Origin of the sequence: Parasphingomonas puruogangriensis (assembly GCF_036663635.1) — a bacterium.
Classification (GTDB): Bacteria; Pseudomonadota; Alphaproteobacteria; order Sphingomonadales; family Sphingomonadaceae; genus Sphingomonas.
Map to the genome: position 1 here is coordinate 415,426 of NZ_JAXOJI010000001.1, position 21,867 is coordinate 437,292.

The 21,867-nt window shown below is 63.3% G+C and carries 36 protein-coding genes; 34 read left to right on the top strand and 2 right to left on the bottom strand.

Features of this window, described 5'->3' with window-relative positions:
* The first annotated feature begins 11 nt into the window (after nucleotides 1–11).
* The 22 genes from U1739_RS02150 (at nucleotide 12) to U1739_RS02255 (ending at nucleotide 12,899) form a co-directional block, all read left to right on the top strand.
* Nucleotides 12–245, top strand: coding sequence for a carph-isopro domain-containing protein (locus U1739_RS02150; protein WP_332703524.1), 234 nt, complete (start codon nucleotides 12–14; stop codon nucleotides 243–245).
* 32 nt (nucleotides 246–277) lie between these two features.
* Nucleotides 278–934: a DNA methyltransferase gene (locus tag U1739_RS02155; protein ID WP_332703525.1), complete on the top strand. Its 657-nt coding sequence runs from the start codon at nucleotides 278–280 to the stop codon at nucleotides 932–934.
* Nucleotides 931–1,116, top strand: a complete 186-nt coding sequence (locus U1739_RS02160; protein WP_332703527.1) for a hypothetical protein — start codon at nucleotides 931–933, stop codon at nucleotides 1,114–1,116. The genes U1739_RS02155 and U1739_RS02160 overlap by 4 nt, the downstream gene beginning before the upstream one ends.
* Entirely contained in the window at nucleotides 1,113–1,592 is a 480-nt protein-coding gene (locus U1739_RS02165; RefSeq protein WP_332703529.1) for a hypothetical protein, read from the top strand. The genes U1739_RS02160 and U1739_RS02165 overlap by 4 nt, the downstream gene beginning before the upstream one ends.
* Nucleotides 1,589–1,732, top strand: coding sequence for a hypothetical protein (locus U1739_RS02170; RefSeq protein ID WP_332703531.1), 144 nt, complete (start codon nucleotides 1,589–1,591; stop codon nucleotides 1,730–1,732). Before U1739_RS02165 ends, U1739_RS02170 begins: the two co-directional genes overlap by 4 nt.
* On the top strand, nucleotides 1,729–1,896 hold the full coding sequence (locus tag U1739_RS02175) for a hypothetical protein (protein WP_332703533.1): 168 nt from the start codon (nucleotides 1,729–1,731) through the stop codon (nucleotides 1,894–1,896). The genes U1739_RS02170 and U1739_RS02175 overlap by 4 nt, the downstream gene beginning before the upstream one ends.
* Nucleotides 1,893–2,282 carry a hypothetical protein gene (locus U1739_RS02180; RefSeq protein WP_332703535.1) on the top strand — a complete coding sequence of 130 codons (390 nt, stop codon included), beginning with the start codon at nucleotides 1,893–1,895 and terminating at the stop codon, nucleotides 2,280–2,282. Before U1739_RS02175 ends, U1739_RS02180 begins: the two co-directional genes overlap by 4 nt.
* Nucleotides 2,279–3,214: a DUF7146 domain-containing protein gene (locus tag U1739_RS02185; protein WP_332703537.1), complete on the top strand. Its 936-nt coding sequence runs from the start codon at nucleotides 2,279–2,281 to the stop codon at nucleotides 3,212–3,214. Before U1739_RS02180 ends, U1739_RS02185 begins: the two co-directional genes overlap by 4 nt.
* Complete coding sequence (locus tag U1739_RS02190; protein WP_332703539.1) at nucleotides 3,211–4,614, top strand: DEAD/DEAH box helicase; 1,404 nt, start codon at nucleotides 3,211–3,213, stop codon at nucleotides 4,612–4,614. The genes U1739_RS02185 and U1739_RS02190 overlap by 4 nt, the downstream gene beginning before the upstream one ends.
* Complete coding sequence (locus U1739_RS02195; protein ID WP_332703541.1) at nucleotides 4,607–4,975, top strand: hypothetical protein; 369 nt, start codon at nucleotides 4,607–4,609, stop codon at nucleotides 4,973–4,975. Before U1739_RS02190 ends, U1739_RS02195 begins: the two co-directional genes overlap by 8 nt.
* On the top strand, nucleotides 4,956–6,212 hold the full coding sequence (locus U1739_RS02200; protein WP_332703543.1) for a virulence-associated E family protein: 1,257 nt from the start codon (nucleotides 4,956–4,958) through the stop codon (nucleotides 6,210–6,212). Before U1739_RS02195 ends, U1739_RS02200 begins: the two co-directional genes overlap by 20 nt.
* A 252-nt stretch (nucleotides 6,213–6,464) precedes the next feature.
* The gene (locus U1739_RS02205; protein ID WP_332703545.1) at nucleotides 6,465–6,614 is read left to right on the top strand and encodes a hypothetical protein; all 150 of its coding nucleotides are present in this window, start codon (nucleotides 6,465–6,467) and stop codon (nucleotides 6,612–6,614) included.
* Complete coding sequence (locus tag U1739_RS02210; RefSeq protein WP_332703546.1) at nucleotides 6,611–7,000, top strand: hypothetical protein; 390 nt, start codon at nucleotides 6,611–6,613, stop codon at nucleotides 6,998–7,000. Before U1739_RS02205 ends, U1739_RS02210 begins: the two co-directional genes overlap by 4 nt.
* On the top strand, nucleotides 6,997–7,557 hold the full coding sequence (locus U1739_RS02215) for a hypothetical protein (RefSeq protein ID WP_332703548.1): 561 nt from the start codon (nucleotides 6,997–6,999) through the stop codon (nucleotides 7,555–7,557). Before U1739_RS02210 ends, U1739_RS02215 begins: the two co-directional genes overlap by 4 nt.
* Entirely contained in the window at nucleotides 7,550–7,840 is a 291-nt protein-coding gene (locus U1739_RS02220; RefSeq protein WP_332703550.1) for a hypothetical protein, read from the top strand. The genes U1739_RS02215 and U1739_RS02220 overlap by 8 nt, the downstream gene beginning before the upstream one ends.
* Nucleotides 7,840–8,142, top strand: coding sequence for a DUF5681 domain-containing protein (locus tag U1739_RS02225; RefSeq protein ID WP_332703552.1), 303 nt, complete (start codon nucleotides 7,840–7,842; stop codon nucleotides 8,140–8,142). The genes U1739_RS02220 and U1739_RS02225 overlap by 1 nt, the downstream gene beginning before the upstream one ends.
* Nucleotides 8,126–9,385: a PBSX family phage terminase large subunit gene (locus U1739_RS02230; protein WP_332703554.1), complete on the top strand. Its 1,260-nt coding sequence runs from the start codon at nucleotides 8,126–8,128 to the stop codon at nucleotides 9,383–9,385. Before U1739_RS02225 ends, U1739_RS02230 begins: the two co-directional genes overlap by 17 nt.
* An 81-nt stretch (nucleotides 9,386–9,466) precedes the next feature.
* On the top strand, nucleotides 9,467–11,353 hold the full coding sequence (locus U1739_RS02235) for a phage portal protein (protein WP_332703556.1): 1,887 nt from the start codon (nucleotides 9,467–9,469) through the stop codon (nucleotides 11,351–11,353).
* A gap of 2 nt (nucleotides 11,354–11,355) precedes the next feature.
* The gene (locus tag U1739_RS02240) at nucleotides 11,356–11,652 is read left to right on the top strand and encodes an Acb2/Tad1 domain-containing protein (RefSeq protein ID WP_332703558.1); all 297 of its coding nucleotides are present in this window, start codon (nucleotides 11,356–11,358) and stop codon (nucleotides 11,650–11,652) included.
* A 2-nt stretch (nucleotides 11,653–11,654) separates the two neighbouring features.
* Nucleotides 11,655–11,864, top strand: a complete 210-nt coding sequence (locus tag U1739_RS02245) for a hypothetical protein (protein ID WP_332703560.1) — start codon at nucleotides 11,655–11,657, stop codon at nucleotides 11,862–11,864.
* A 1-nt stretch (nucleotide 11,865) separates the two neighbouring features.
* Nucleotides 11,866–12,099, top strand: coding sequence for a hypothetical protein (locus tag U1739_RS02250; RefSeq protein ID WP_332703562.1), 234 nt, complete (start codon nucleotides 11,866–11,868; stop codon nucleotides 12,097–12,099).
* Nucleotides 12,099–12,899 (top strand): phage minor head protein, encoded by an 801-nt coding sequence (locus U1739_RS02255; protein ID WP_332703564.1) that lies wholly within the window; start codon nucleotides 12,099–12,101, stop codon nucleotides 12,897–12,899. Before U1739_RS02250 ends, U1739_RS02255 begins: the two co-directional genes overlap by 1 nt.
* Before the next feature lie 4 nt (nucleotides 12,900–12,903).
* On the opposite strand, the gene U1739_RS02260 is transcribed toward U1739_RS02255, so the two are convergent.
* On the bottom strand, nucleotides 12,904–13,083 hold the full coding sequence (locus tag U1739_RS02260; protein ID WP_332703566.1) for a hypothetical protein: 180 nt from the start codon (nucleotides 13,081–13,083) through the stop codon (nucleotides 12,904–12,906).
* A gap of 80 nt (nucleotides 13,084–13,163) precedes the next feature.
* Here U1739_RS02260 and U1739_RS02265 point away from each other — a divergent pair, with 80 nt between their 5' ends.
* The 8 genes from U1739_RS02265 to U1739_RS02300 all read left to right on the top strand — a co-directional run bounded on the left by U1739_RS02265 (nucleotide 13,164) and on the right by U1739_RS02300 (nucleotide 17,798).
* Nucleotides 13,164–14,306 (top strand): DUF2213 domain-containing protein, encoded by a 1,143-nt coding sequence (locus U1739_RS02265; protein WP_332703568.1) that lies wholly within the window; start codon nucleotides 13,164–13,166, stop codon nucleotides 14,304–14,306.
* A gap of 13 nt (nucleotides 14,307–14,319) precedes the next feature.
* On the top strand, nucleotides 14,320–14,772 hold the full coding sequence (locus tag U1739_RS02270) for a structural cement protein Gp24 (RefSeq protein WP_332703570.1): 453 nt from the start codon (nucleotides 14,320–14,322) through the stop codon (nucleotides 14,770–14,772).
* A gap of 12 nt (nucleotides 14,773–14,784) precedes the next feature.
* Entirely contained in the window at nucleotides 14,785–15,750 is a 966-nt protein-coding gene (locus U1739_RS02275; protein ID WP_332703572.1) for a DUF2184 domain-containing protein, read from the top strand.
* 3 nt (nucleotides 15,751–15,753) lie between these two features.
* Nucleotides 15,754–16,086, top strand: coding sequence for a hypothetical protein (locus tag U1739_RS02280; RefSeq protein WP_332703575.1), 333 nt, complete (start codon nucleotides 15,754–15,756; stop codon nucleotides 16,084–16,086).
* A gap of 68 nt (nucleotides 16,087–16,154) precedes the next feature.
* Entirely contained in the window at nucleotides 16,155–16,553 is a 399-nt protein-coding gene (locus tag U1739_RS02285) for a DUF4054 domain-containing protein (RefSeq protein ID WP_332703577.1), read from the top strand.
* On the top strand, nucleotides 16,553–16,945 hold the full coding sequence (locus U1739_RS02290) for a hypothetical protein (protein ID WP_332703579.1): 393 nt from the start codon (nucleotides 16,553–16,555) through the stop codon (nucleotides 16,943–16,945). The genes U1739_RS02285 and U1739_RS02290 overlap by 1 nt, the downstream gene beginning before the upstream one ends.
* Entirely contained in the window at nucleotides 16,942–17,364 is a 423-nt protein-coding gene (locus U1739_RS02295) for an HK97-gp10 family putative phage morphogenesis protein (protein ID WP_332703581.1), read from the top strand. The genes U1739_RS02290 and U1739_RS02295 overlap by 4 nt, the downstream gene beginning before the upstream one ends.
* Entirely contained in the window at nucleotides 17,361–17,798 is a 438-nt protein-coding gene (locus U1739_RS02300; RefSeq protein WP_332703583.1) for a DUF3168 domain-containing protein, read from the top strand. Before U1739_RS02295 ends, U1739_RS02300 begins: the two co-directional genes overlap by 4 nt.
* 6 nt (nucleotides 17,799–17,804) lie before the next feature.
* On the opposite strand, the gene U1739_RS02305 is transcribed toward U1739_RS02300, so the two are convergent.
* Nucleotides 17,805–18,080: a hypothetical protein gene (locus tag U1739_RS02305; protein ID WP_332703585.1), complete on the bottom strand. Its 276-nt coding sequence runs from the start codon at nucleotides 18,078–18,080 to the stop codon at nucleotides 17,805–17,807.
* A 19-nt stretch (nucleotides 18,081–18,099) separates the two neighbouring features.
* Between U1739_RS02305 and U1739_RS02310 the strand changes: the two genes are divergently transcribed.
* From U1739_RS02310 to U1739_RS02325, 4 genes are all read left to right on the top strand, one after another.
* A complete protein-coding gene (locus U1739_RS02310) occupies nucleotides 18,100–18,546 on the top strand; it encodes a phage tail tube protein (protein WP_332703587.1) in 447 nt (148 codons plus the stop codon).
* Nucleotides 18,543–19,025, top strand: a complete 483-nt coding sequence (locus U1739_RS02315; RefSeq protein ID WP_332703589.1) for a gene transfer agent family protein — start codon at nucleotides 18,543–18,545, stop codon at nucleotides 19,023–19,025. The genes U1739_RS02310 and U1739_RS02315 overlap by 4 nt, the downstream gene beginning before the upstream one ends.
* A gap of 199 nt (nucleotides 19,026–19,224) precedes the next feature.
* Nucleotides 19,225–19,491, top strand: coding sequence for a hypothetical protein (locus U1739_RS02320; protein WP_332703591.1), 267 nt, complete (start codon nucleotides 19,225–19,227; stop codon nucleotides 19,489–19,491).
* Nucleotides 19,492–19,531: 40 nt separating this feature from the next.
* Entirely contained in the window at nucleotides 19,532–21,850 is a 2,319-nt protein-coding gene (locus tag U1739_RS02325; protein ID WP_332703593.1) for a phage tail length tape measure family protein, read from the top strand.
* Nucleotides 21,851–21,867: the final 17 nt, after the last annotated feature.

Sequence of the window (21,867 nt, forward strand, 5' to 3'; positions counted from 1 at the left end):
AGAAAGAGCAGATGCACAGCATCGCCAACCAGATCATCGATGCCCTTGGCGGCACGACAGCCGTGTCCCGCATGACGGACGCGCCCCTTTCAACCGTCCACAGCTGGAGGAAAAACGGCATCCCGCGATCGCGACTGGCGCACCTCCGGCTGGTGGCAGCGCTCGAAAAGCCGGGTGTCGATATTGATGCGGTTGCCGCTTCCGCCACCCTCCGCCCCGCCGACCAGACGAGTTTGGTGGCGTGAGGGGGGAGAGGATAGGGAACGCGACGCTCATCTTGGGCGACTGCCGCGACCATGACGCGCTCGACGCAATGTTTAATGCACAGCCGGTTGCCGTCCTGAGCGATCCGCCGTTCGGCATCAGCTACAAGAGCGGCCACGCCACAGACGAGTTGTGGGTGGGTGGCCGCGCAATCGCCAACGACGAGAACTGCGCAGTCCGCGACGCCATCGCCAACGTATTCTCGCATCTGCCCTGCCTTATGTTCGGTTCGCGCAAGGCCGCGTTGCCGCCACACCATCGCATGACCCTGATTTGGGACAAGGGCCCGGCGCTCGGCATGGGCGACCTGCGCCTGCCTTGGAAGCCGACCACAGAAGAAATCTACGCCATGGGTAACGCGGCCGGGTTCGTCGGCAGTCGGGACAAGGGCGCTGTCGTCTATCACCCGCCAGTCCAGAGCATGGCCAAGAACGGGCGCGAGCATCCGAACCAGAAGCCGGTTGGCCTGTTGCGCATCCTGCTGCAGAGCTTGCCCGCTGGTACGATCTGCGACCCGTTCATGGGTTCCGGCTCCACAGGCGTTGCCTGCGCACAAGAGCATCGCCCGTTCGTCGGCGTCGAGATCGACCCCGCCTACTTCGACATAGCCTGTCGCCGGATTGAGGACGCTCAACGCCAAGGCTCCTTGTTCGGGGAGCAGGCAGCATGACCCGCGACATCCTCACCATCGCCCTCATCCTCGCCCTTTGGCTCACCGCCAGCGTCGCCCTCGCGCTCATCCTGGGCCGCGCGATCGCACTCCACGCGCACCCGCTCGACGATGCCGAGCAGGATGGGGCCGAGGGGCAGGGGTGGGGTTCCAGTTTCCATCACAAGGACATGGGTAAATGACGCATTGCACAAAAGCTGTCCTAGATGGACCGCTGTTCTCGGACGAACGTTTGCGGAACGCGCTGCGTCGTCAGATCGATCGTGCGATCAATATCGACCACGATTTCACCCGGCAGACGCTTGCTGATGACAGCGGCGTCAACATCCACTGCATCGACGCGATCCTCTCGCGAGATGTGGCCAAGAAGCGGCGCCTCGCGATCGAGGACGCCTTCTCGCTTGCACACACGATCGGTGACAGGGCGGTGAACGCCTTGCTCGCAGTCATGGGCTATGCCGGCGCTCACCGCACCGACGAACCAGATTTGCCGCAACCGATGCAGATCGTCGCGGACGGCATGAAGCACTTCGCCATCGTCGCCGAAGCGGCTGCCGATAACCGGATTGATCACACCGAGGCCGACCGCACGACCGCTGCCGCAGATGCGATCATTGCGACTTTCCTGCCGCTTTCGAGCGCGGGGGCGCGGTCGTGACCGGCCGCATCACCGCCGTCGAGCGCGACCGCATCGTCCACTGGCTGCGCACCATGCCGCTGCCCGAAGTCCGCCAACGCAGCGGGCGTACCTTCGTCACGCTCGCGCGCATCGCTCAATCCGTGGAGACGCCAGCATGAGAACGACCAAGAACTGGTCCGCCGACGAGGACGCGCGCTTCTTCGACAACATCGCGGACGGCTGGACGATCCGCGCGGCAGCGATAGCCGTTGGCCGCTCGGGCTACGCCGGTTGCGGGCGGTTTCATCGCGCGCGGCTCGCTATGGGGGCGCAGGCGGTATGAGCCCTTCAGACCAACTCATCTTCGACACAATCACGGATGCCGCCAACAACGGCAAACCGTGTCCGACCAATATCGAGCTGGCGGCGATCGTTGGCTTCCTGAGCGGCCAGTCTGCGGGTGATGTCTTGCGCCGGCTGGAGAAGGCCGGGCTGATCACCGTTTCGCGCATCCAGAATGGGCGCATGGTCAAGATCCTGGCGACCGGCCAACAGATCCGTTCCAAGACCTATGAGGAAGCCGAGCGCAAGCACGTCGTGCGCCGGCCGATCGCCGTCGAGTATCTGCCGCCGGTCACATATCGCGACCCATGCCCTCGGTGTGGCGTCCGTGCGGATCATGGCTGCGGGCATGGTTGGACCGGCGAGTATTTCCGGTTGGCGGCATGACCGCGCCCCGCCCCAAAACGATCGAAGCTGCCCAAGGCAAGTGGCGCGGCATCCTGGGCATGCTCGGGCTCGAGACGTCGTTCCTGACCGGCAAGCATGGGCCATGCCCGTTGTGCGGCGGCAAGGATCGCTTTCGCTTCGACGACAAAGAGGGGCGGGGCACATACCATTGCTCCGGCTGCGGAGCCGGCACCGGCATGATCCTGCTGCAGAAGTTGCACGGGTGGGATTTCAAGACTGCGGCGGCTGAGGTCGATAAGATCGTCGGCAACGTCGAGGCAGTGCAGGCCAGGCCGAAGCTTGATGAGGAACGCCGGCGCATCTTGCTGCGCGAACTGTGGAATAGCGGTCGCCCCGTATCGAACGGCGATCCGGTCGCCGCTTATCTCGCAGCGCGCGGCCTATCGCTTCCACAGAACCGCCAATGCCTGCGGTATGTCGAACGATGCCGCGCCCCGGATCATTGCGGCGGCGGGGTCCATCCGGCGATGGTGGCCATGATCGCCGATGCCGGCGGTCGGCCGGCAACGCTGCACCGCACGTTCCTCAGCGCGCACGGCAAAGCGGATATCGCAGAACCTCGCGCCACGATGCCTGGTACGATCCCTGACGGCGCGGCGATCCGCCTGTCGATGTACGGCGATCGTTTAGGCATTGCCGAGGGCGTCGAGACTGCGCTGGCAGCATCCGCCAAGTTCGGCTTGCCCGTCTGGGCAGCGATCAACTCGACCATGATGGCCAAGTGGCAGCCGCCTGAGCATGTGCGCGAGGTCATCGTGTTCGGCGACAACGACCCGAAGTTCGGCGGCGCTGCGGCGGCATACGCGCTGGCACACCGCTTGGCGACGCGAACCGAGATCGCCGTCGATGTCCAGATACCCGAAATCCGCGGCGAGGATTGGGCGGACGTGCTGATCGGAGCGCGCGCATGATCGAGCTCCGAGACTATCAGCGCGACCTCATTGATCGCGCCGGGCACGCCCTCAAGCAGCATCCGCGCGCCTTGATCGAAGCGCCGACCGGTGCCGGCAAAACGCTGCTGAGCGCCAGCATGGTCGGTGGAGCTGCAGCAAAGGGCAGGCGGGTCATTTTCCTGACGCATCGCGCAGAGCTGTTGCGCCAAACCTGCGGAGCATTCGACAGCCTGGGTATCGAGCACGGTACGATTCAGGCGGGGCAGCCGTTCAATCCCCATCATCAAGTGCATGTCGCATCGATCCAGACAGTCGCGCGCCGCCTCGATGCCCTGAAGAATTACGACATGGCCGTGGTCGACGAGGCCCACCACGCCGTCAGCAAGACGTTTGCCGACGTGCTCGACTTCATCCGGCCCCGATGGACAATCGGCCTATCTGCAACGCCTTGCCGCCTCGATGGTAAGGGCCTGTCCGAACAATTCGATACAATCGTCAGCGGCCCGCGTGTGTCTGAGCTGATCGAACGCGGCTATCTCGCCAAGTTCAAGATTTTCGCGCCGACGACGATCGACGTCACCAGCGCCCGTACCGTTTCGGGCGATTACAACAAGCACGACATCGAGGAGCTGGTCGACAAGCCCAAGGTCGTCGGCGACGCAATCCTACACTGGCACAAGCTGGCTGCGGGGAAGCGCGCCGTCGTGTTCTGCGTCAGCCTGGCGCACGCCGAGCATGTCGTCGAGCAGTTCCGCGCGTCAAATGTCACCGCGGAGCGCGTGGATGGGAAAATGAACGCCGGCGACCGAGCGGCTGCTTTAGGTCGGTTCGAGCGTGGGGAAACCTTGATCCTCGCCAGTGTCGATCTCGTGTCCGAAGGGTTCGATCTTCCGGCGATCGAGGCGTGCATCTGCCTGCGCCCAACCAAGAGCTTGTCCCTCTGGATCCAGCAGATCGGGCGCGTCTTGCGACCGGCCCCCGGAAAAGATCACGCGATCATCCTCGATCACGTCAGCGGCACTGCCATGCACGGCTTCCCTGACGACGATCGCGAATGGAACTTAGAGGGCGTCAAAAAGAAGAAGCGGGGTGCAGCATCCGAGGAGGAGTTGCGGGTCAAGACCTGCCCGGAATGCTTTGCCGTGCACCCGATGCTGCCAAACTGCCCATCGTGCGGCCACATCTACGAGGTCAAAAACCGCCAGCCTGAATACGCTGATGGCGAGCTCGCTGAGATTAACCGCGAAGGCGTGATGATCGACTTCCACCGTAAGCAGGAAGTCGGGCGCATGATGCGCGACGCTTCCACGCTTGGTGATTTCCAGAAGATTGCAGCGATGGCCGGCTACAAGCCTGGATGGGCCTATCATCGCTGGACCGCGCGCCGCCAAGAGATGGGAGACCGCGCTCATGGCTGATAATGCCCATACCAATCTGGTCCGCGCTGCGTTGGTTGAGCTTTCGAGCCGCGGCCATCTCGCCTGGGATAACCAGACCGGTGCCGGCTGGGTCGGCAAGTTCATTACGCGGACCGCTGCTGGCCGCACGATCCTCGATAGCGCCCGTCCCATCTCGTTCGGCCTGCCAGGTAGTGCCGACATCATTGGCGTCCTGCAGGGCGGTCTGCCCCTCGCTGCGGAGGCCAAGACCGGCACCGGCCGGCAGCGCAAAAATCAGCAGGCCTTTCAAGCGGCATGGGAAAAGCGTGGCGGCATTTACGTCGTGTTCCACTCGGTCGACGAACTCATTGGAATGATTTGTGACCGCATCGCAGCCTAAAATCCGCGAGATCAGAACCGGTCGGTCGTATGATCCGGCAGAGAAATGGCGCACGCACCTCGTCTATAAGGACGACGGGCTGAAGCTGGTTGACAAGGATATCGGCAATTTTCGCTTGATGCTCACCCATCATGACGACCTAGCTGGCCATATCCGCTACAATGATTTCTCCCTCAACATTGAGGTTGGCGACGTGCCGTGGCGTGAAAACCCCGCCGCGCGCCCGATCCGCGACGAGGACTATACCCATGTCCGCGAGTGGATGCAGCGGCATGGCCTGAAGCCCACGCAACAGGAAGCGCGCGATGCCCTCGTTTTGGCCGCGAGGCATCACAGCTATCATCCGATCAGAGACTATCTTGGCTCGCTCTCATGGGATGGCGTCGACCGCATCGGATCCTGGTTGCCCGACCTGTTTGGTGTCGAGGCCAGCGACTACACGCGCATGATCTCGCCGAAGGTGCTGATCGGCGCTGTTGCGCGTATTCTCGAGCCGGGTTGTCAGCTTGATACCGTGCTGGTGATCGAGGGCGACCAAGGATTGCTCAAGTCGTCGGCGATCAAGGCGCTGTTCGGCACCGAGCACACCCGCGATGCGACCGACCTATTCCGGCAGCAGAATAAGATGGTCCTGCTGATGACCGGCGCTTGGGCGATCGAGCTGGCCGAATTTTCCGCAGTGCTTAAGGCCGACGAGCACACAGTGAAGGGATTGATCTCTACGCGCACCGATAGCGTCGTGCTGCCTTACGGCAGGGCGTCCACCGACCACAATCGGCAGTGCGTGTTTATCGGTACGCTCAACCCCGACGAATCCGGCTATCTAAAGGATCGCACCGGCAACCGGCGTTATTGGCCGGTCTTTGCCACCAAGATCAACATCGACCTAATCCGTGAACTCCGCGACCAATTGTGGGCGGAGGCGGTCGTTCGCTATTACGCGCGCGATCCTTGGTGGCTCGACCGCGAGCAAGAGGCCGTAGCAGTTGCCGCGCGCATCTCGCGCAACGTGATCGATCCGTGGGCTGAAGTTCTGCATAGCCGCCTGCAGGGTGACATGATCGTCGACCCCATGATCGCGATGGAGCGGATCGGCATCCCCGCCGAGAAACGCAACAAGGAAACTCGCGACCGGGTTTGTCAGTGCCTTCGCGATATCGGGTTCGAGAATAAGGTCGTGAAGGTCAACGGGAGTCCCATCCGCCAGTGGCGCCGGAAGGACGCAACCCGTGCATAATCCGGTTACACACCTTCTACCTAAAAGCCTTGTAACGGTTACAGAGTTACACACGGTTACAAACCCCGTGTGTAACCCGAAAAACCCGCGTAATTCAGTGGCTTACCTCCTATATATACCCGGTTACACACCTAAGGGTATTATATCATATGGAGAGGGTAAAAACGGCAGAAAACCGCCGTTCCTGAATATTGGGAATGGAGAGTTTACAAAGTTTGGGGGGAGGGTGTGTAACCGCGCCCCGGATGCCGCATGAAAACCGGCCTCACCCCCTTCCTCTCCGCCCTGATGCGCACCCCTCGTGACAGCCTCGTGCGCGCCAACACCGCCAAGCTCGCCGCGAAATACGGGATCCCCGAGGATTGGGCTCGCTATTACCTCAACGATTGGATGCGCCGATGAACCTGCACCACGAACGCATGTCCGAGGCTTTCGAGAAGTGGCATGTCTACGGCCTGCCGATCGGTGCGGCGTTCCATCACTTCACCGCGCCGGATTTAGGCGATCCTCACGACCATCCCTGGGGCTTTACCAGCCATGTGCTGGCCGGCGGGTACGTCGAGGAAGTGTTCACCGTCACCCCGACAGGCTGGACCAGCGAGCTACACCACCGCCAGCCCGGCACGTCGCACACGGTCCTCGCCACGCATATCCACCGCATCGTCGAGCTACCGGCCGGCGAGTGCTGGACGCTGGTTACGCCCGGCCCTGCTGAGCGTGAGACGAGGTTCTGGCGGTTCGGCGAGCGGATTGAGAGCCGGGCTTGGCATGAGGAATTTGGGGCATGAACGCGATCACCACCACCGACGCAATCGGCCTGGCACTGCCTGCTGATCTCCCGTTCACCGATTGGGTCGGCATGGGCAAAGGCCTGTTCGACCAGCGCCGCAAGACCGATTGGATGCTGGCGGACTGGTGGAAGCATGGCCATGCCCAGTACCACGACGAGCCCCAATTCGCGCTGTTGCTCGAGCAGACCGCGGCCGATCCCAAGCGCCTCAACGCGATGGTCAAGGTGGCCGAGGCATTCCCGCCCAGCCAGCGTGCCGCCAGCCTGTCGTTCGAGGTGCACCGGGAGATCGCAGCAGTCGATCCCGATAGCCGCTTGGAGATGCTGCACCGCGCCGACACCGAGCGTTGGACCGAGCGCATCGCCCACGCCCACGTGGTCGAGTACCGGTATCAACAAGGCTCCCTCCTCCCCGACGACGACCCTGAGAACCGGGAGGCCGTCGAGATCATCCGCGCATGGAACCGGGCATCACCTGAGGCGCGTCGGTATTTCTACGAGCTGGCCGAGACGGTTGCATTCGGCTGCATCAACGAGGGGCAAGCGCATGGCTAAGGCATATTCGACCAAGATACTCAGGCCGGTGCCGGCGGAGTTCGAGGGGAACTTCGTGCAGCACGGCCAGGAGGTCTGCGAACAGATGTACGGCAAGCGGGCGACGATGCGGTATCGGTTCGCGGTCGGTGTGGCGCGGCTGTCCCGGTTGCGGCGCCAGTTTGTCGAAGGGCGGAAACAGACGGCGGTAACGCGTGGTGGCGGTAGGGTTCAGGAGAGCGATATGGCGCGCTTAGTATCCATTGTTACCAACGACGCATCAACAGACGTTGCGGTATCGTAATGGCTTTTGAGAAAGGCCAATCCGGCAACCCCTCGGGGCGTCCCAAGGCCGTGATGGCCGATGGGCGTTCCCTCCGTGATCTCGCCCGCGAATACACGCTGACGGCGGTAGAGACGTTGGCCAAGATCATGGTGGACGATGCCGCCCCGCACGCGGCGCGCAAGGCTGCTGCGAGTGATCTGCTTGACCGCGGATGGGGCCGTCCACAACAGTCGGTGGAGCTTTCCGGTCCGGATGGAGATGCAATCCCGCACAGCGTCGAGATTCGATGGGTGAAGCCGGCCGATGCTGGCGAAGGTTGAGCTTCCCGACGTATTTTGCGAGCTGTTGACGGCTAGGCACGCGGACGACGGCCTACTGGTACGCCATAGAGCCGCCTGGGGAGGCCGTGGGAGCGCAAAGTCGCATAGCTTCGGCTCTGGGCTAGTGCTGCGCGGCGTGGAGCGTCCTACGCGCATCCTATGCGCTCGCGAGATACAGCGGTCGATCGATGCTTCTGTGAAGCAGTTGCTCGAGGATAAGATCCCGGCCATGGGCTTCGGGCCGACCAATGGCGACGGGTTTTTCGAAAGCCTGAAGGCTGAGATCCGAGGGCGCAACGGAACGACGTTCAAGTTTGCCGGCCTTCGCACCAACGTCGATAGCATCAAGTCGATGGAGGGTATCGACATTGCTTACGTCAGCGAGGCGCGGGCTGTCAGCCAGAACAGCATTCAGGTGCTGACACCTACCGTTCGATCGCCGGGCTCGGAGATATGGTGGGACTGGAACCCTGGCGAGGCTAAAGATCCGATCGACGTCATGTTTCGTGGCGGCACGCCTCCGCCCGGTTCTATCGTGCGGCGGGTCAATTACACCGAAAATCCCTGGTTTCCAGCGGAACTTCGGCAAGAGATGGAGTGGGATAAGCAACGCGATCCTGACAAATACGCCCACATCTGGCTTGGCGAGTACCAGCGCAATAGCGAGGCGCGGGTGTTCAAAAACTGGACGACGGAACGGTTCGAGACGCCCGACGACGCGCGGTTCTATTTTGGGGCTGACTGGGGCTTTTCGGTCGATCCTTCAGTGCTCGTCCGCATGTTCATCGGTCGCACGGTTGAGGGCAGGACCGTTGCCGATCCTGCTGGCCGCACGCTGTTCATCGATCACGAGGCGTACGCTGTTGGGTGCGAGATCGACAATACGCCGGCGCTGTTCGATCGCGTTCCCATGTCACGCAAATGGCCAATTACGGCTGATAGCGCCCGCCCCGAAACGATCAGCTACATGAACCGGCAGGGCTTCACGGTCGCCAGCGCGAAAAAGGGCGCTGGATCGGTGGAAGATGGAATCGAGTTTATGAAGAGCTACGATATCGTTGTGCATCCCCGCTGCACGCACGTTGTGGACGAGCTGAGCCTGTATTCTTGGAAGGTTGATCCACTGACCGGCGAGGTGTTGCCGGTACTGGCCGATAAGGAAAACCATACGATCGACGCGGTGCGCTATGCCTTGGAAGCAACCCGGCGGGCTAAGTTTGATATGCGGAAGCTGCTGACCTGACGGCGGTAACACCCGCTCACGTCCCGCCATACCCCGCTGGACATGGCCGGCACCCTGATCGTTGACAGCAGCGGCGCACCTATGCAGCCGCCATCCTCCCCGATCCGGCTGCGAGACGGTCTAGGCACGGCGTTTTCGTCGATGGGCCAGGCCAACATGGCCTATCAGCGCACCCCGCTTGGCGGCTTCTTCGGCCTCGACATCGCGTTCGCCGCGTACCTCGCCAGTGGAATGCTCCAGAAGATTATCGACATTCCGGCCGCCGATCGCACACGCGCTTGGCGAGACTGGCAGGCCGGCGACGATGCTATCCAGTTGATCGAGGCGGAAGAGAAGCGCCTGCAGGTTCGCGCCAAGTTCAAGGCGGCCGAAGTGCTGCGCGGGCTTGGAGGCGGTGCGCTCATCCTAGCGCTGCCGGGCGATCCCGCAACTCCAGCCCCGGCACCGACCAAGGGCGGGCTGCAGGCGGTCAACATCGTCAGTCGCCGGCAATTGTCGTTGGTCGATATCGATGAGGAACTGACCAGCTCGACCTATGGCGAGCCGAAGTTCTTCCGCGTCGAATCAAAGAAGGGCGGCGGGGTCAATATCCACCCGAGCCGCGTGATACCGTTTCGCGGCGAGCCTTACCCGGCAATGGCCGTGACGGTATCCGCCGACGATCGCTATTGGGGGCAGTGCCGCCTGCTGCGCGTGGTTGCCGAGGTGGCCAAGAGCGACGATGCCAGCAAGTGGTTCTCGCAACTCCCGCGCAAGGCAAAGCTCCTGCGGTTCGGTATCTCAAACATGGGCGATTACCGCCAGGACGAGCTTAACGAGCGCGTGGCGCAGATCGCATTGGGCGAGAGCATTACCAACGCAACGATCTACAATCTGCCGACCAATGATGGCGCTGGCGGGGAAGTGGGCGGCGAGAAGATCGACGATTACCAGATCACTTGGGCTGGCATCCCCGCGGTGCAAGACATGCTTGACCAGCGCGTTGCGGCGGTCGCCGATATCCCGTTTACCCGCCTAATGGGCCGATCGCCAGCCGGCATGAATTCCACCGGCGAGCATGACGAGGCGAACTACCTGGCGTCGATTGGCGCGGGGCAGGAGCTTGAGACGCGGCCATGCCTTGAGCGGCTGGACGCGGTGATGCTGCCATCGGCTGGCGTCGCGCTCGACAATGATCAGACGTGGGTATTCTCTGCGCTGTCCAAGCCGAACCCCAAGGACGAGGCAGAGCGATTCGCCAAGACCGCAGATGCCCTGACCAAAATCGCCGACCTGCACACGATGCCTGAGCACGCGTTCAACGCGGGCGCGCAAGGCGTGATCGAGGCGAACGGGTGGCTGCCTGGGTCTATGCAGATCCTAAGCAAGATGCCGCCGGAAGAGCGCTTCGGCATCCAGCCGGACGCGCCACCCGATGGCGAAGATCCTTCACAGCTAACCCAGGGAGGAGGTGATCGAACGTCTGCCGAGGGCGGGGCGCCGATGAAAGCGGAGCCTCGCCGTCGTGCTGCGAATGATGCGTGGATGATGGAGGATTGGGCCGCAAAGCCGCTCTATGTCCGCCGCGACGTGCTGAACCGAGCCGACATCGTGAAATGGGCGGAAGGGCAGGGCTTTACCGACATCGTGCCCGACCTGCATGTGACGATCACCTACTCTGAAACGCCGGTCGATTGGATGGCCATGGGCGAATCCTGGCGCGGTAAGCTGGAGATCGAACCGGGTGGCGCGCGTCTGGTCGAGGCACTGGGCCCCGATGGCAAGTACAAGGCACTGCTGTTCACCGCCTATGAATTGATCAGCCGCAATCAGGAGATGCGCGACAAGGGCGCGTCGTTCTCGTGGGCGGAATACCAGCCGCACATCTCGATCCAGCTTGGCGGCGACATCGATCTGGCCAACGTGAAGCCGTACACCGGCAAGATCGTGCTTGGGCCTGAGATTTTCGAAGCGATCCGGGAGAAGTAACCATGGCCGATCATGTCGATAGCGCGTCCGATGACCGCACCGCGAACAATGCAGTTCGTCACACCTATCGCGTCCTGAGTGATGCCGAAAAGGCGCAGATGGTGGCGGTAAAGGACGCTGGCGCGGCGCTGATTTTCCTGATCAACAACATGCGTTCAATCAACGGAAAGGTGCAGGTCGATATTCCGCTGACCGGCAACAGCGTCACCGTCCGCACGACCGTCGATCGCTCGTTAGACATCGCGGTCGAGCGCGCCGAGGAAGCGGTCATGTGGGCGGTTAAGCACCTGACGGCCTAACCGTGGCCCGCACGACACTAACCCTTTCCGCGCACTTCACACCAGCTTTCTACGAGCTGCTGAACACCGCTGAGGCCATCAAGGAGCGGCACGGCCCTGATCGCGCTACCGAGTGGGCGCATAAAGCGATGGAGATCGATTTCGACCTGTTCTGCTCGATCCGGTCAGATAGACGCCCATCATTGCGAGTGATCCGGGGCGGTGCCGCCTGACATGGCCGACCTAATCCCCATAGACGCCGAGCCCGCATCGGCCGACGTGATCGACACCCTGAAACGCGCGCTGGCGCTCGCTGAAGCGGGCGAACTGTCGTCGGTCTGCGTTTGCTACGTCTATCGCGATGGATCGACAGGGCACCGGCGTAGCGCGCTTCCGAGCTATTCGGCGATGCTCGGCTCGTTGGCTCGCATGATGCACAAGCTCAACCTTGATCTGGACGAGGCGTGATGCGCTATGATTTGCGCGCCATGACCTTGCGCGCTCGCAACCCGCGGCGCCCTCAGATCACCTTCCGCGATATTCGCCCCCCTGCCACCCTGGCCACTGATTTGTATCAGTCAGGCTATTCGGACGTGATCGCGATCTGGTCTGCCGCTGCCGAGCGCATTGTTGCCGAATACGAGCGCACCCTAAGCACGATGGTCACCGACTCGCCGGCTGACCTGCAGGCCCAGCTAGATGCAGCCGAGGCGGAGGTGCAGCGGTTGTTTCTGGTGCTGACGCCGCGGTTGCGGTCGTGGCTATTCCGCGTCGAAGGCTTCGTGCGCGGGCGCTGGCGCGGGGCTGTGCTGACGGCAACCGGGGTCGATATCTCCACGTTGGTCGGGCCGGAAGACGCACGCGAAACCTTGGAGATCGTGCTTGAGCGTAACGTAGCGCTTGTGAAGGACGTCTCGGCCCAGGCGCGCGGGCGGATCAGCGACGCCGTATTCCGCGGGCTCACTGAACGCCAGCCGGCACGCGAAGTGGCCAAAGAGGTGCGCAACGCGGTCGGCATGGCGCGCGATCGGTCGATCCGCATTGCTTCGCACCAGCTTGGGTCGTTGTCTGAGACGCTGGCGGAGGAACGGCGGCGTGAAAGTGGGCTCGATTCATGGGCGTGGGTGGCAAGTCACAAGCGAAACTTCCGCCCCGAGCATCAAGCGCGCGACGGCAAGGTCTATACCGATGCAACGGCGCCTAAGGATCTGCCTCGCCGACTGCCTGGATGCGGCTGCACCTCGCGGGCTGTGATGGTATTCGAGTAGACCTTTACTCGCCTACTATTTTAATCAGAGCGGCACGAGAAATGTCTCTCTCAAGAATGGCACCGTTCTTGTCTTCCCAGATCACGGTCGCCTTCCCGTTATTGTAACCGTCAGTGCTGCCGACAGTCATCTGCTGGCTGCCCGACCTTAGCATGACCAAGTCACCCGCGTTGATCTCGTCCATTTCAGTATCTCCACGTTTACTAGTTGGCCGCATCCTGACGGCGGTAACGGCCCCCGTCCAGCCCTCGTAGTCCGTGCGGCATGATCTTCGCGGACCATCTCACGCTAGACGCACCTCGCCGCACTGCTGACGGCTATCTCGCCGTCCGTGCGAAGGCCGCCCGCGTCGGGGTCTACCAGTATTCCGGCACCGAGGTTGATCCCGATAACAGCCACGGCCTGCGCGATCAGGTCAGTGTCAACGTGCTGCGCGACGCCGCTCAGGTGTTCGATGCCCGTTCGCTCGGCAGCTTCGTCGGCAAGCCGATCACCGATGACCACCCGACCGAGGGCGTGAACGCCTCCAACTGGCGCGACCATGCCCGCGGCGTGATCATGGGCGCGGTCAAGGACGGCGACCACGTAGGCTTCGATCTCGCGTTCCTCGACGGCGCGACGATCGCCAAGGTGGACGCCGGCAAGGTCGAACTGTCCAACGGCTATAGCTGCAAGCTCGAGTTCGGCGATTTCCAGGCAGCAGACGGCACCAAGTGCGCCGCGCGCCAGACCAACATCACCGGCAATCACATCGCGTTGGTCGATCGTGGCCGCGCGGGTGCGTCCTGCCGCGTCGGTGATGCCGCGATCTGCGATTCCCTCCCCTCCAACATCATCACCAACATCAACGACGGAGAGTCCATCGTGACCACGAAGACCATCACGTTCGACGGGCTCCCGCTGCTCGTCACCGACGCCGCTGAGGCCGCCATCAATAAGCAGGCCGCAGTCATCACCACCCTGACCGGCGACAAGGCTGGGCTCGAGGCAAAGGCCGTCACTGACGCCGCTGCCATCGTCGCCAAGGACGCCGAGATCGTAAAGCTGACCGCCGATCTTGCAGCCGCCAAGCTCACCCCCGCCCAGATGCGCGATGCCGCCAAGGTCTACGGCCAGGTGGTCGCCAAGGCCAAGGCATCGGGCATCAACGTCACCGACGCGATGGGCGAGGACGAGATCAAGAAGGCGGTCGTGGACAAGGCGATGCCGGGCAACACGTATACCGCCGATCACATCGCGATCGCGTTCGACGCGCTGACCAAGGACGTGAAGGTGACGGACGCCGCCACCAACATCGTGCCGATCGGTGCGCCGGTCGTGCTGGGCGATGCCGCCACGCGCGAACAGGCCGCGCTCACCACGGCCAACGACCACAACGCCTGGCGCCGCGCCGGCGCGGCTGCCTGAGGGGAACTGAACCATGGCACTCCAGACCACCTATACGCAGTTCCAGCCGGCGGGTTACCCCGGCATGTCCGCGAACATGGAAGAGTGGAACGGGATCACCCGCACCGCTACCGCCACGATCGCGTACGGGGCCCCCGCACAGCGCAGCGGCGACACGCAGTGCGCTCCCTTCACCACCGGCGAGTTCATCGGGGTGGCAATTGCGCACCACGTGCTGACCTCGACCAACGCCGACAGCTATGGCCAGTACGACAATGTGCCGCTCGCTGACGCGGGTGTGTTCTTCGGCCTGGCCGATGCGGCCATCGCCGCTGGTGCCGCGCTCAATTGGAACAGCACCACGGGCCGCTGGACCACGGCAGCCGTCGCGGGCGCCATTTACGCCGTTCCGCAGGCCGAGGCAGACAATGCCGCGTCCGGTGCCGGTGTCATCTTCAAGGTGCGGCTCCGTCGCATCCCGGCTTAAGGGGGCCTGACAATGTACATGCAGATGAATGACGCGCAGCAGGCGACCTTCGGGTTCGTGGTGCAGCAGGCGCTGACGATCAACACGCAGGTCTATGAGATGCGTTTCCCGGATCTCGACTTCGGGCGGCTGGTCTACGTCGATTCCACGGCCCCTGAATGGACGCCGGGCATTATCACGTTCATGTCCAGCTCGGTCGGCAAGGCGGGCTGGTATTCCGGCGCCGCGAAGGACGTCCCTAAGGCGGATGTCACGCGCGACAAGTCGGAAGTGCGCGTGCACATGGCTGCGGTCGGCTACGGCTACGACAGCGAAGAGATTGGCCAGGCGCAGTTGCTCGGTATGAACCTCGGCACCGGCAAGGCCGAGGCAGCGCGCCGTGCCTATGTCGAGTTCATGTGGAACCTGTCCCTGACCGGCGACGCGACGAAGGGGTTGGCCGGCTTGGTCAGCCAGACCGGCGTGACCATCGGCACCGCGCCTGCGGACGGCACCGGTGCGGTCACGACCTGGTTTGCACCCGATGGCACGATGACGAAGACGCCGCAGCAGATCCTGCGCGACTTCAACAGCGTCATTCTTGGCATCTTCACCGGCTCGTTGACCGTCGAAATGGCGGACACGGTGCTTTTGCCCTACTCGACCGAGGCGAACCTGGGCGCGACGGCGATGTCGGCGACCAACAGCGAAACAGTGCTGTCGTTCATCGAACGTAACAACATCTACACGCGCCGCACCGGTCAGCCGCTGTTGATCCGCGGCGAACTCGGGCTCGATACGGCCGGCGCCGGCGGCACGCGCCGCATGGTCGCCTATGCCAACCGCCAGGACGTGGTGAAGCTGCATCTGCCGATGCCGCACCGGTTCCTGCCGGTCTATCAGGACGGCCCGACGTCGTTCGAGGTCCCCGGCATCTTCCGAACCGGCGGTGTCGAGGTTCTTCGCCCGGCGGCCTTCCGCTATCTGGACGGGATCTAAGCCATGGCCGACGTTATCAAGGTCACCGTGACCAACATGACCGCTGGCCCGAAGATCTTCAACGGGGTGACACCGGCCCTGCTCCACCCGGGGCAGGAAACCGGCCCGCTGGAGGTCAATGAGGCAGAACTCAAGTCGATGCGTTCGACCGGCTATTTCACGATCACCGGCGGTCCTGCCGAGGACGATGACAAGCCCGTCGCGCTCACTGGCAAGAACAAGGCCGAGCTGCTCGATATCGCCAAGGCCGAGAACGTCACGATCGAGGAAGGCGCGACCAACGCCGACATCGTTTCGGCGATTGAGCTGGCGCGCGAGGATGCGGCCAAGGCTTAACCGTTTCGTCTCGACGGGAAAGGGCCGCCTCACTCCGGTGCGGCGGCCTTTTTCGTAAGGAACACCTTATGCCCTACGACCTGCCCACACCAGCCAATCTGAAGCTGCGATATGCCGCGTTTGCCACGGTGGACGAGGCGCGGGTGCAATACTGGCTCACGGACGCCGAGCGGTTCGTGGATACGACCTGGGGCGAGGCGGACTATGCGGCGGCCCTGATGGCCAAGGCTGCCGACAGCATGGTGCGCAATGCCGTGCCGGGCGTGGTGCAAGGGGTGACCGCTGACCTTCCGGCCGGTGTGACCAGCTTCCGATCGGCATCGTTCTCGGCAACCGTCACCGAGGCGGCGGCTAATCGGTCTATCACGGGCAGCAACCCGTACGGTGCCGAGTTCGCCCTGCTGCAGCGTCGAAATTTCGGCGGCCCGCGATTGGTCGGCTGCGTCGAGCCGCGGGGCTGCTGCTGATGAACATGGCCGCGGCCTTTACCGGGATCGCGCTGCGGTTCTCTCAGGCGATGGGCGGGCCGTATCACCCTGGCACCGTGCATTGGTCCGGCGAGCCCGAATACGACGATGGCGGCTCAATCATCTCCCCTGGCATCCCGGTGGAGCGTCCGTGCAGCGTGCAGATCGATGCCGTCACCGAGGCGATGCGCGGGCAGGACGGTTACACAGATCGCGACGTCCGCCTGATCATCCTGGCACCCACGTTGGACGGCCCGCTGAATACCGACGCGCGCGTGGAGGTGCTGGCTGGCGATGACGTGCCAGTCGATTGGGTCGGGTTCTGGTCGGTTGAATCGGTCGATCGCGATCCGCTGGGGATTGGTTGGTCGTGTCGGGGGCGTAGGGCGTGAGCAAGGTCATCGGGGCGAAGGCGCATTCCGCCCGGCTGAAACGGCTCGCAGGCGCCAATACCGTGCGGCTGGTCGGTCGCGCGCTGTTCGTTGGTGGCGATCTGCTGAAGGCAACGGCGCAGCAGTCGATCACCGCGGGGGCAGTGTCGGGCAAGGGGCACGTCGTTTCCAAGCCTGGCGACCCGCCAATGAACGACACCGGCGTGCTGGCTAACAACATCGAGAACATCCAGACCGGCCCGTTGACGGTCGAGGTAAGCAGCAACGCGCCCTACGCTATTCCGCTCGAGATAGGCACGTCCAAGATGGCTGCGCGCCCTTACATGGGACCGGCCGCACACAAGACCCGCCCCGAGATCGTCCGCATCGTCAGCGCCGCGGTAAAGCGCGCCGTCGAAACGTCAGGGGGTGGCGCATGAACCTCGAAACCGAGCTACGCCGCGCCGTGCTGCCGGCGATGAAGAACAGCGCACCGCTGACCGACATCGTGCCGCGCAATCAGATATGGCCCAAGACGACGCCAGCCGCACCCGTCTGGCCGTTCACGCGCTACGGGGCATCGACTGCGATCCCGATCACCGCGTCATGCGTCAACGGCGAGGATATCGCCTTCACGATCCACGCCTTCGCCAAGCCGCGCATGTCGGGCACCTCGCTGCTAGAAACGGCAGAGGACCACGCCGAGCGCATCGCCGGGGCGATCAAGGGCGCGCTCCACAAGCTGCGCGTCGTCACCACGGCTGGCCTCAACATCCGGATCCGCATGACGTCGAAACAGGTCGTCCAGGATGGTGCCGAGGCCGATGCCTATCACGCGATCGTTCAATTCCGCGGCAAGGTGCTGGCGGAATAGCCCGACCTATGCCATGCTGCGCGCGTGCCGGAACCCATTGCCACAGCGCTGATCGCTCACCTTGTCCGCACCGGCATGCTCGACGGCGGCGATATTGAAGCGCTTGCCAACACGCTCGACGCTGACGGGGAGACAGAGGCCGCGCACGAAGCGCGATGCGCGTTCCTCGAAGCTGGAGCCCCAACCGCCAGCGACTTCCGCGCCGACCAGGCCCGTGCCCGGTTCCGTGTCGTAGCTGACGGCGGTAACGACGCTACATAGCGCCCCATAGGGTTCCCGCAAATCAGCGGAGAACCCGGTAATGTCCGTCCCAAATGAATTCGACTTCGGCATCCTGAAGCTGGGCACGGACGCAGAGCCGCCCGTCTTCACCCAGATTTGCGGCATCACCGCGGTCAATATCAACCAGACCGCCCAGACCAATGATCGCTTTCGCCGCGACTGCGCCAAGATGAACGCCCCGGCCACGCGCCGCGTCAAGGTGACCGGCACGCAGTGGGATGTGACCGCATCGGGCCTGTCCAATGCGGACGAGGTGGTGCGTCTCAACGCAGCGCTGGCCAAGCATCGCGTATTCCAGATCGACGTCATTCAGGACGATCAGAGCGATGCTGGCGAGGTGATCGGCACGTTCGAGGGCCGCGGCGTGCTCACCGCCAGCAATTACGCGCTTGATTCGGAGGGCGACAGCACCTACGAGCTGACGATCGCCGGCGAAGATACGCTGGTCTACACGGCGGCTGTGTGAACCTGCCCGTTCCGCAGACGTGGATTGATCTCGAGTTCGCTGACGGGGTCTACACTTTCAAGCTGGGGCTCAAGCAGATTGCCGAGCTGCAGACCAAGGTTGGCTGCGGCATTGGCGCTCTTAACGCCCGCGTGCTGCGGGGCCGCTACCTGCTCGACGGGGTGGCGATCGGCCTCCACAACGAAGCCGAATACAAATATGAGGATCTGACTGAGACGATCCGCCTGGGCCTAATTGGCGGCGGCGCCGGCGAGGTCAACGAACAGCCCGTCGCGGTAACGAGTATCGTCGCCAACCGCTTGGTGGACAATTACGTCCACGGTTGGCCGATGGAAGAGGCATGGAAGCTCGCCGCGACCATCCTCGACGTCTGTATCCGCGGCTACTCCCCTAAAAAAAAAGCCGACCCGATCAAGGACGTAACCGCGGACGAGACGTCTGGTTCGATTACGCCGGAGCCCTTACCGATTGCGCCGTAATGGGCATAGGGCCCGCAGACTGCGCGGCCATGTCGCTGTGGGAATATCAGGCGCTGTTGGCCAACTGGAACGGCCGTCATGAGGATAAGCGCGAGCCTGATTTCGACCGGCTGAAAGGGATTATGGCGGCGCGGGGGAGTTGCTGACGGGGCTTCCGTTGCGCGACCGATCGACGCATAAGGCCCTGCTGGAGGTCTAGATGCGGGTCAGGTGTGGTATAACTGTCGCCATCGTCATGCTGGCCGGCTGCAGCGCGGGTCCTGCGGCCGAGCAGCGGTACGAAACCGTTGCCGCGACCAACGATAGCCAGGCGATCTGTGTCGAAGGTCGCAAGGTCACCGAAGCGTATCTCACTGATGGCAACCAGCCGGAATACCGGCGCTGGAAGCAGCGTTCTGACGTCGAGTGCAATGGCGCGGCGCTTACCCGCCAGCTAGGCATGAGCGACCCACCCGCGACGAGGTGACGGCGGTAACGCAGCGCGGCAGATACCCACACTAGGCAGCATGGCCGTTACTGCAGACAGCGTCGTCGTCAAGCTCACTGCCGAGGTCGATGAGGCCACAGGCAAGGTGCGGAAGTACGCAGCCGACTTCGATCGTGAGATGGCCAAGGTCGGCAATTCGGCGACCCGCTCTGATCTAGTCGTGCGGGGCGCATCGGACGGCATTGTTAATTCGTCGCGCCAGATCGCCAACGGTACGCGCAACCTTGGTCGCCAGATCGCCGACGTCGGCGCCAGCCTGGCAAGCGGATCGTCGCCGTTCCTGATACTCGCCCAGCAAGCGCCTCAGGTAGCGGACGCTCTCGCCGACACGGGCGGCAAGGCGGCTGTTGTCGCGCGGTTTTTCGCCGGCCCCTGGGGTGCCGCACTCCTCGCCGCGGGCTCGGTGGCCGGTGTCCTGTTCGGCAAGTTGCTTGAAGGCGGCATGACCGTCGAGACGCTGACCAAGAAGCTGGAGGAGAACGCCGAAAAGACCCGGCTAACCGCGCAGGCGGAGGATGCATTCCGACTAACCGCCGAGGGTGCCGCGGACGCCGTGCGCAAGCTCAACGAGGAGATGACGAAGCAGCTCAAGACGCAAGACCAGCTTCTCGCTGGTGCGCTTCGGGCAGCGCAAGCCTATCGTCAGATCGCGATCCAGGCGCAGAACTCTAGAGAGCAAATCCTTGCCCTGCGCGTCGCCGAAGCCAAGACCGCGGCCAATCGGCCTATCTTCGCAGGCGGGCCCGGCGGCGGTTCGGGCTTGGCGCAGATACCTTATCTCAAGGCGCAGGCGCAGGCTGAGAAGGATCTGGCGAAGGCGAAAGGGGAGCGGGCTGCGGCCGAGAAACAGGTTGCGCTTTCCGCCATTCCTATCCTCGATGCGCGGGCTGCGGCCGCCACGGACAAGAGCGCCGCGGCGACTGATCGCCACGCCCGTGCGCTGGGTAAGCTGCGCGACGCCTATGTTGCGGCTTCGGTTGCAGCCAAGACCAATGCCGAGCGTGAGGCGGCCACCCGCAACTATCGGCAGGGCAGGGAGCGCATCGATACCGGCCTCGCTCGTGAGCAAAAGGCTATCTCGGACGGCAACAAGAAGGGCCCCAAGGGCAGGTCGGCAGAATCAATTGCCCGTGCTGCCGAGGTCGCCCGCGTGCGCGAGGTCCGCAACAACGAGGCGTACAACAACGAACTCGAACAGCTCAATCAGGGCATCATCGACGCCAAGCGCGCGACCGAAACGGACGTCGCAGCGCTCGCGAACTATGCGCGTGATGATGTCGCGTCCGAACTGAAGAAGCGCCTAGCTTCGATCGATGCGGACGAGAGCGCTAAGAAATACGATGCCGCGCAGGCTGAGACACTCCGCGGCCTGGCCCGCCAGCGTGCTACGCTGCAGGAACTCAATATCTCCAGCGAGGAGATCCGCCGGCGATCGGATGAGCAGAACGCCGTCACAGGCGCGACACTGCGCAACCAGCAGGACTTGCTCCAGGCGCAAGGCAGTATCTCCGAAAGCAATGCCGAGCGGCGCGAGATTGAGCTAAAGCTGCTCGACCTGAAATATCAGGAACTGCGGATCGCGCAGCAGGCCATCCTTGGCGACACCACGGGCCGCTACAACGATACGCAGCGCAAGATCGCTCAGGACCGATTGAACGCGCTGCCGGCGTTGCAGGCTGCCGAGCAGACCGGGGTTGCGCAGCGGGGCCGCAGCCAGTTTGACGCGTACCGAGCGAACCTCACCAGTGTGGATGGTCTGCAGGATTCAATCGATGCGATCAAGATCGATGCTTTGGAGGCCGTCACTGAGGAGTTGGCGGACGCCGCCCAGTCTGCGCTTGGGCTTAAGGGCGCACTTGGTGACATTGTCGGTGAGCTGATCAAGATCGGGATACAGCGAGCGATCATCGGGCCTCTTGCCGATTCCTTGTTCGGTCCGGCTGGCGGTGCCGGGGCAGGTGGCGGCAGCGGCTCGCTTGGGTCTATCTTCAGTGCCGTAGGGTCGATCTTCGGTCGCGCATCGGGCGGCTACGTCGGCGCCGGCAATATGGTCCGCGTCAACGAGGGTGCATCGCCTGGCAACGTCGAGGGCTGGCGTCCCATGGGTTCCGGCACGGTGATCCCACTCGGACAGATGAAAGCAACCCGCGCCGGCGGCAACACCGTCGTCCATGCGCCGCAATTCAATCTCAAGGGCGCTGTGGTGACGGCTGAGCTTTACGCCGACATGCAGCGCATCTCGCAAGACAGTGCCGCGACGGCTGGGCGTATCGCGTACAAGCAGTCGATCAACGACGCCCCTGGCGCGGTGGCACGGCGGCAGACGCTTAGGGACTGACGGCGGTAACTCGCTGC

Bases quoted from the DNA above. Each gene is read 5' to 3' on its own strand.
- U1739_RS02150 (WP_332703524.1), top strand. From the start codon at position 12: ATGCACAGCATCGCCAACCAGATCATCGATGCCCTTGGCGGCACGACA.
- U1739_RS02160 (WP_332703527.1), top strand. From the start codon at position 931: ATGACCCGCGACATCCTCACCATCGCCCTCATCCTCGCCCTTTGGCTC.
- U1739_RS02165 (WP_332703529.1), top strand. From the start codon at position 1,113: ATGACGCATTGCACAAAAGCTGTCCTAGATGGACCGCTGTTCTCGGAC.
- U1739_RS02175 (WP_332703533.1), top strand. From the start codon at position 1,729: ATGAGAACGACCAAGAACTGGTCCGCCGACGAGGACGCGCGCTTCTTC.
- U1739_RS02180 (WP_332703535.1), top strand. From the start codon at position 1,893: ATGAGCCCTTCAGACCAACTCATCTTCGACACAATCACGGATGCCGCC.
- U1739_RS02185 (WP_332703537.1), top strand. From the start codon at position 2,279: ATGACCGCGCCCCGCCCCAAAACGATCGAAGCTGCCCAAGGCAAGTGG.
- U1739_RS02190 (WP_332703539.1), top strand. From the start codon at position 3,211: ATGATCGAGCTCCGAGACTATCAGCGCGACCTCATTGATCGCGCCGGG.
- U1739_RS02195 (WP_332703541.1), top strand. From the start codon at position 4,607: ATGGCTGATAATGCCCATACCAATCTGGTCCGCGCTGCGTTGGTTGAG.
- U1739_RS02205 (WP_332703545.1), top strand. From the start codon at position 6,465: ATGAAAACCGGCCTCACCCCCTTCCTCTCCGCCCTGATGCGCACCCCT.
- U1739_RS02210 (WP_332703546.1), top strand. From the start codon at position 6,611: ATGAACCTGCACCACGAACGCATGTCCGAGGCTTTCGAGAAGTGGCAT.
- U1739_RS02215 (WP_332703548.1), top strand. From the start codon at position 6,997: ATGAACGCGATCACCACCACCGACGCAATCGGCCTGGCACTGCCTGCT.
- U1739_RS02220 (WP_332703550.1), top strand. From the start codon at position 7,550: ATGGCTAAGGCATATTCGACCAAGATACTCAGGCCGGTGCCGGCGGAG.
- U1739_RS02225 (WP_332703552.1), top strand. From the start codon at position 7,840: ATGGCTTTTGAGAAAGGCCAATCCGGCAACCCCTCGGGGCGTCCCAAG.
- U1739_RS02230 (WP_332703554.1), top strand. From the start codon at position 8,126: ATGCTGGCGAAGGTTGAGCTTCCCGACGTATTTTGCGAGCTGTTGACG.
- U1739_RS02235 (WP_332703556.1), top strand. From the start codon at position 9,467: ATGCAGCCGCCATCCTCCCCGATCCGGCTGCGAGACGGTCTAGGCACG.
- U1739_RS02240 (WP_332703558.1), top strand. From the start codon at position 11,356: ATGGCCGATCATGTCGATAGCGCGTCCGATGACCGCACCGCGAACAAT.
- U1739_RS02250 (WP_332703562.1), top strand. From the start codon at position 11,866: ATGGCCGACCTAATCCCCATAGACGCCGAGCCCGCATCGGCCGACGTG.
- U1739_RS02255 (WP_332703564.1), top strand. From the start codon at position 12,099: ATGCGCTATGATTTGCGCGCCATGACCTTGCGCGCTCGCAACCCGCGG.
- U1739_RS02260 (WP_332703566.1), bottom strand. From the start codon at position 13,083: ATGGACGAGATCAACGCGGGTGACTTGGTCATGCTAAGGTCGGGCAGC.
- U1739_RS02265 (WP_332703568.1), top strand. From the start codon at position 13,164: ATGATCTTCGCGGACCATCTCACGCTAGACGCACCTCGCCGCACTGCT.
- U1739_RS02270 (WP_332703570.1), top strand. From the start codon at position 14,320: ATGGCACTCCAGACCACCTATACGCAGTTCCAGCCGGCGGGTTACCCC.
- U1739_RS02275 (WP_332703572.1), top strand. From the start codon at position 14,785: ATGTACATGCAGATGAATGACGCGCAGCAGGCGACCTTCGGGTTCGTG.
- U1739_RS02280 (WP_332703575.1), top strand. From the start codon at position 15,754: ATGGCCGACGTTATCAAGGTCACCGTGACCAACATGACCGCTGGCCCG.
- U1739_RS02285 (WP_332703577.1), top strand. From the start codon at position 16,155: ATGCCCTACGACCTGCCCACACCAGCCAATCTGAAGCTGCGATATGCC.
- U1739_RS02290 (WP_332703579.1), top strand. From the start codon at position 16,553: ATGAACATGGCCGCGGCCTTTACCGGGATCGCGCTGCGGTTCTCTCAG.
- U1739_RS02300 (WP_332703583.1), top strand. From the start codon at position 17,361: ATGAACCTCGAAACCGAGCTACGCCGCGCCGTGCTGCCGGCGATGAAG.
- U1739_RS02310 (WP_332703587.1), top strand. From the start codon at position 18,100: ATGTCCGTCCCAAATGAATTCGACTTCGGCATCCTGAAGCTGGGCACG.
- U1739_RS02320 (WP_332703591.1), top strand. From the start codon at position 19,225: ATGCGGGTCAGGTGTGGTATAACTGTCGCCATCGTCATGCTGGCCGGC.
- U1739_RS02325 (WP_332703593.1), top strand. From the start codon at position 19,532: ATGGCCGTTACTGCAGACAGCGTCGTCGTCAAGCTCACTGCCGAGGTC.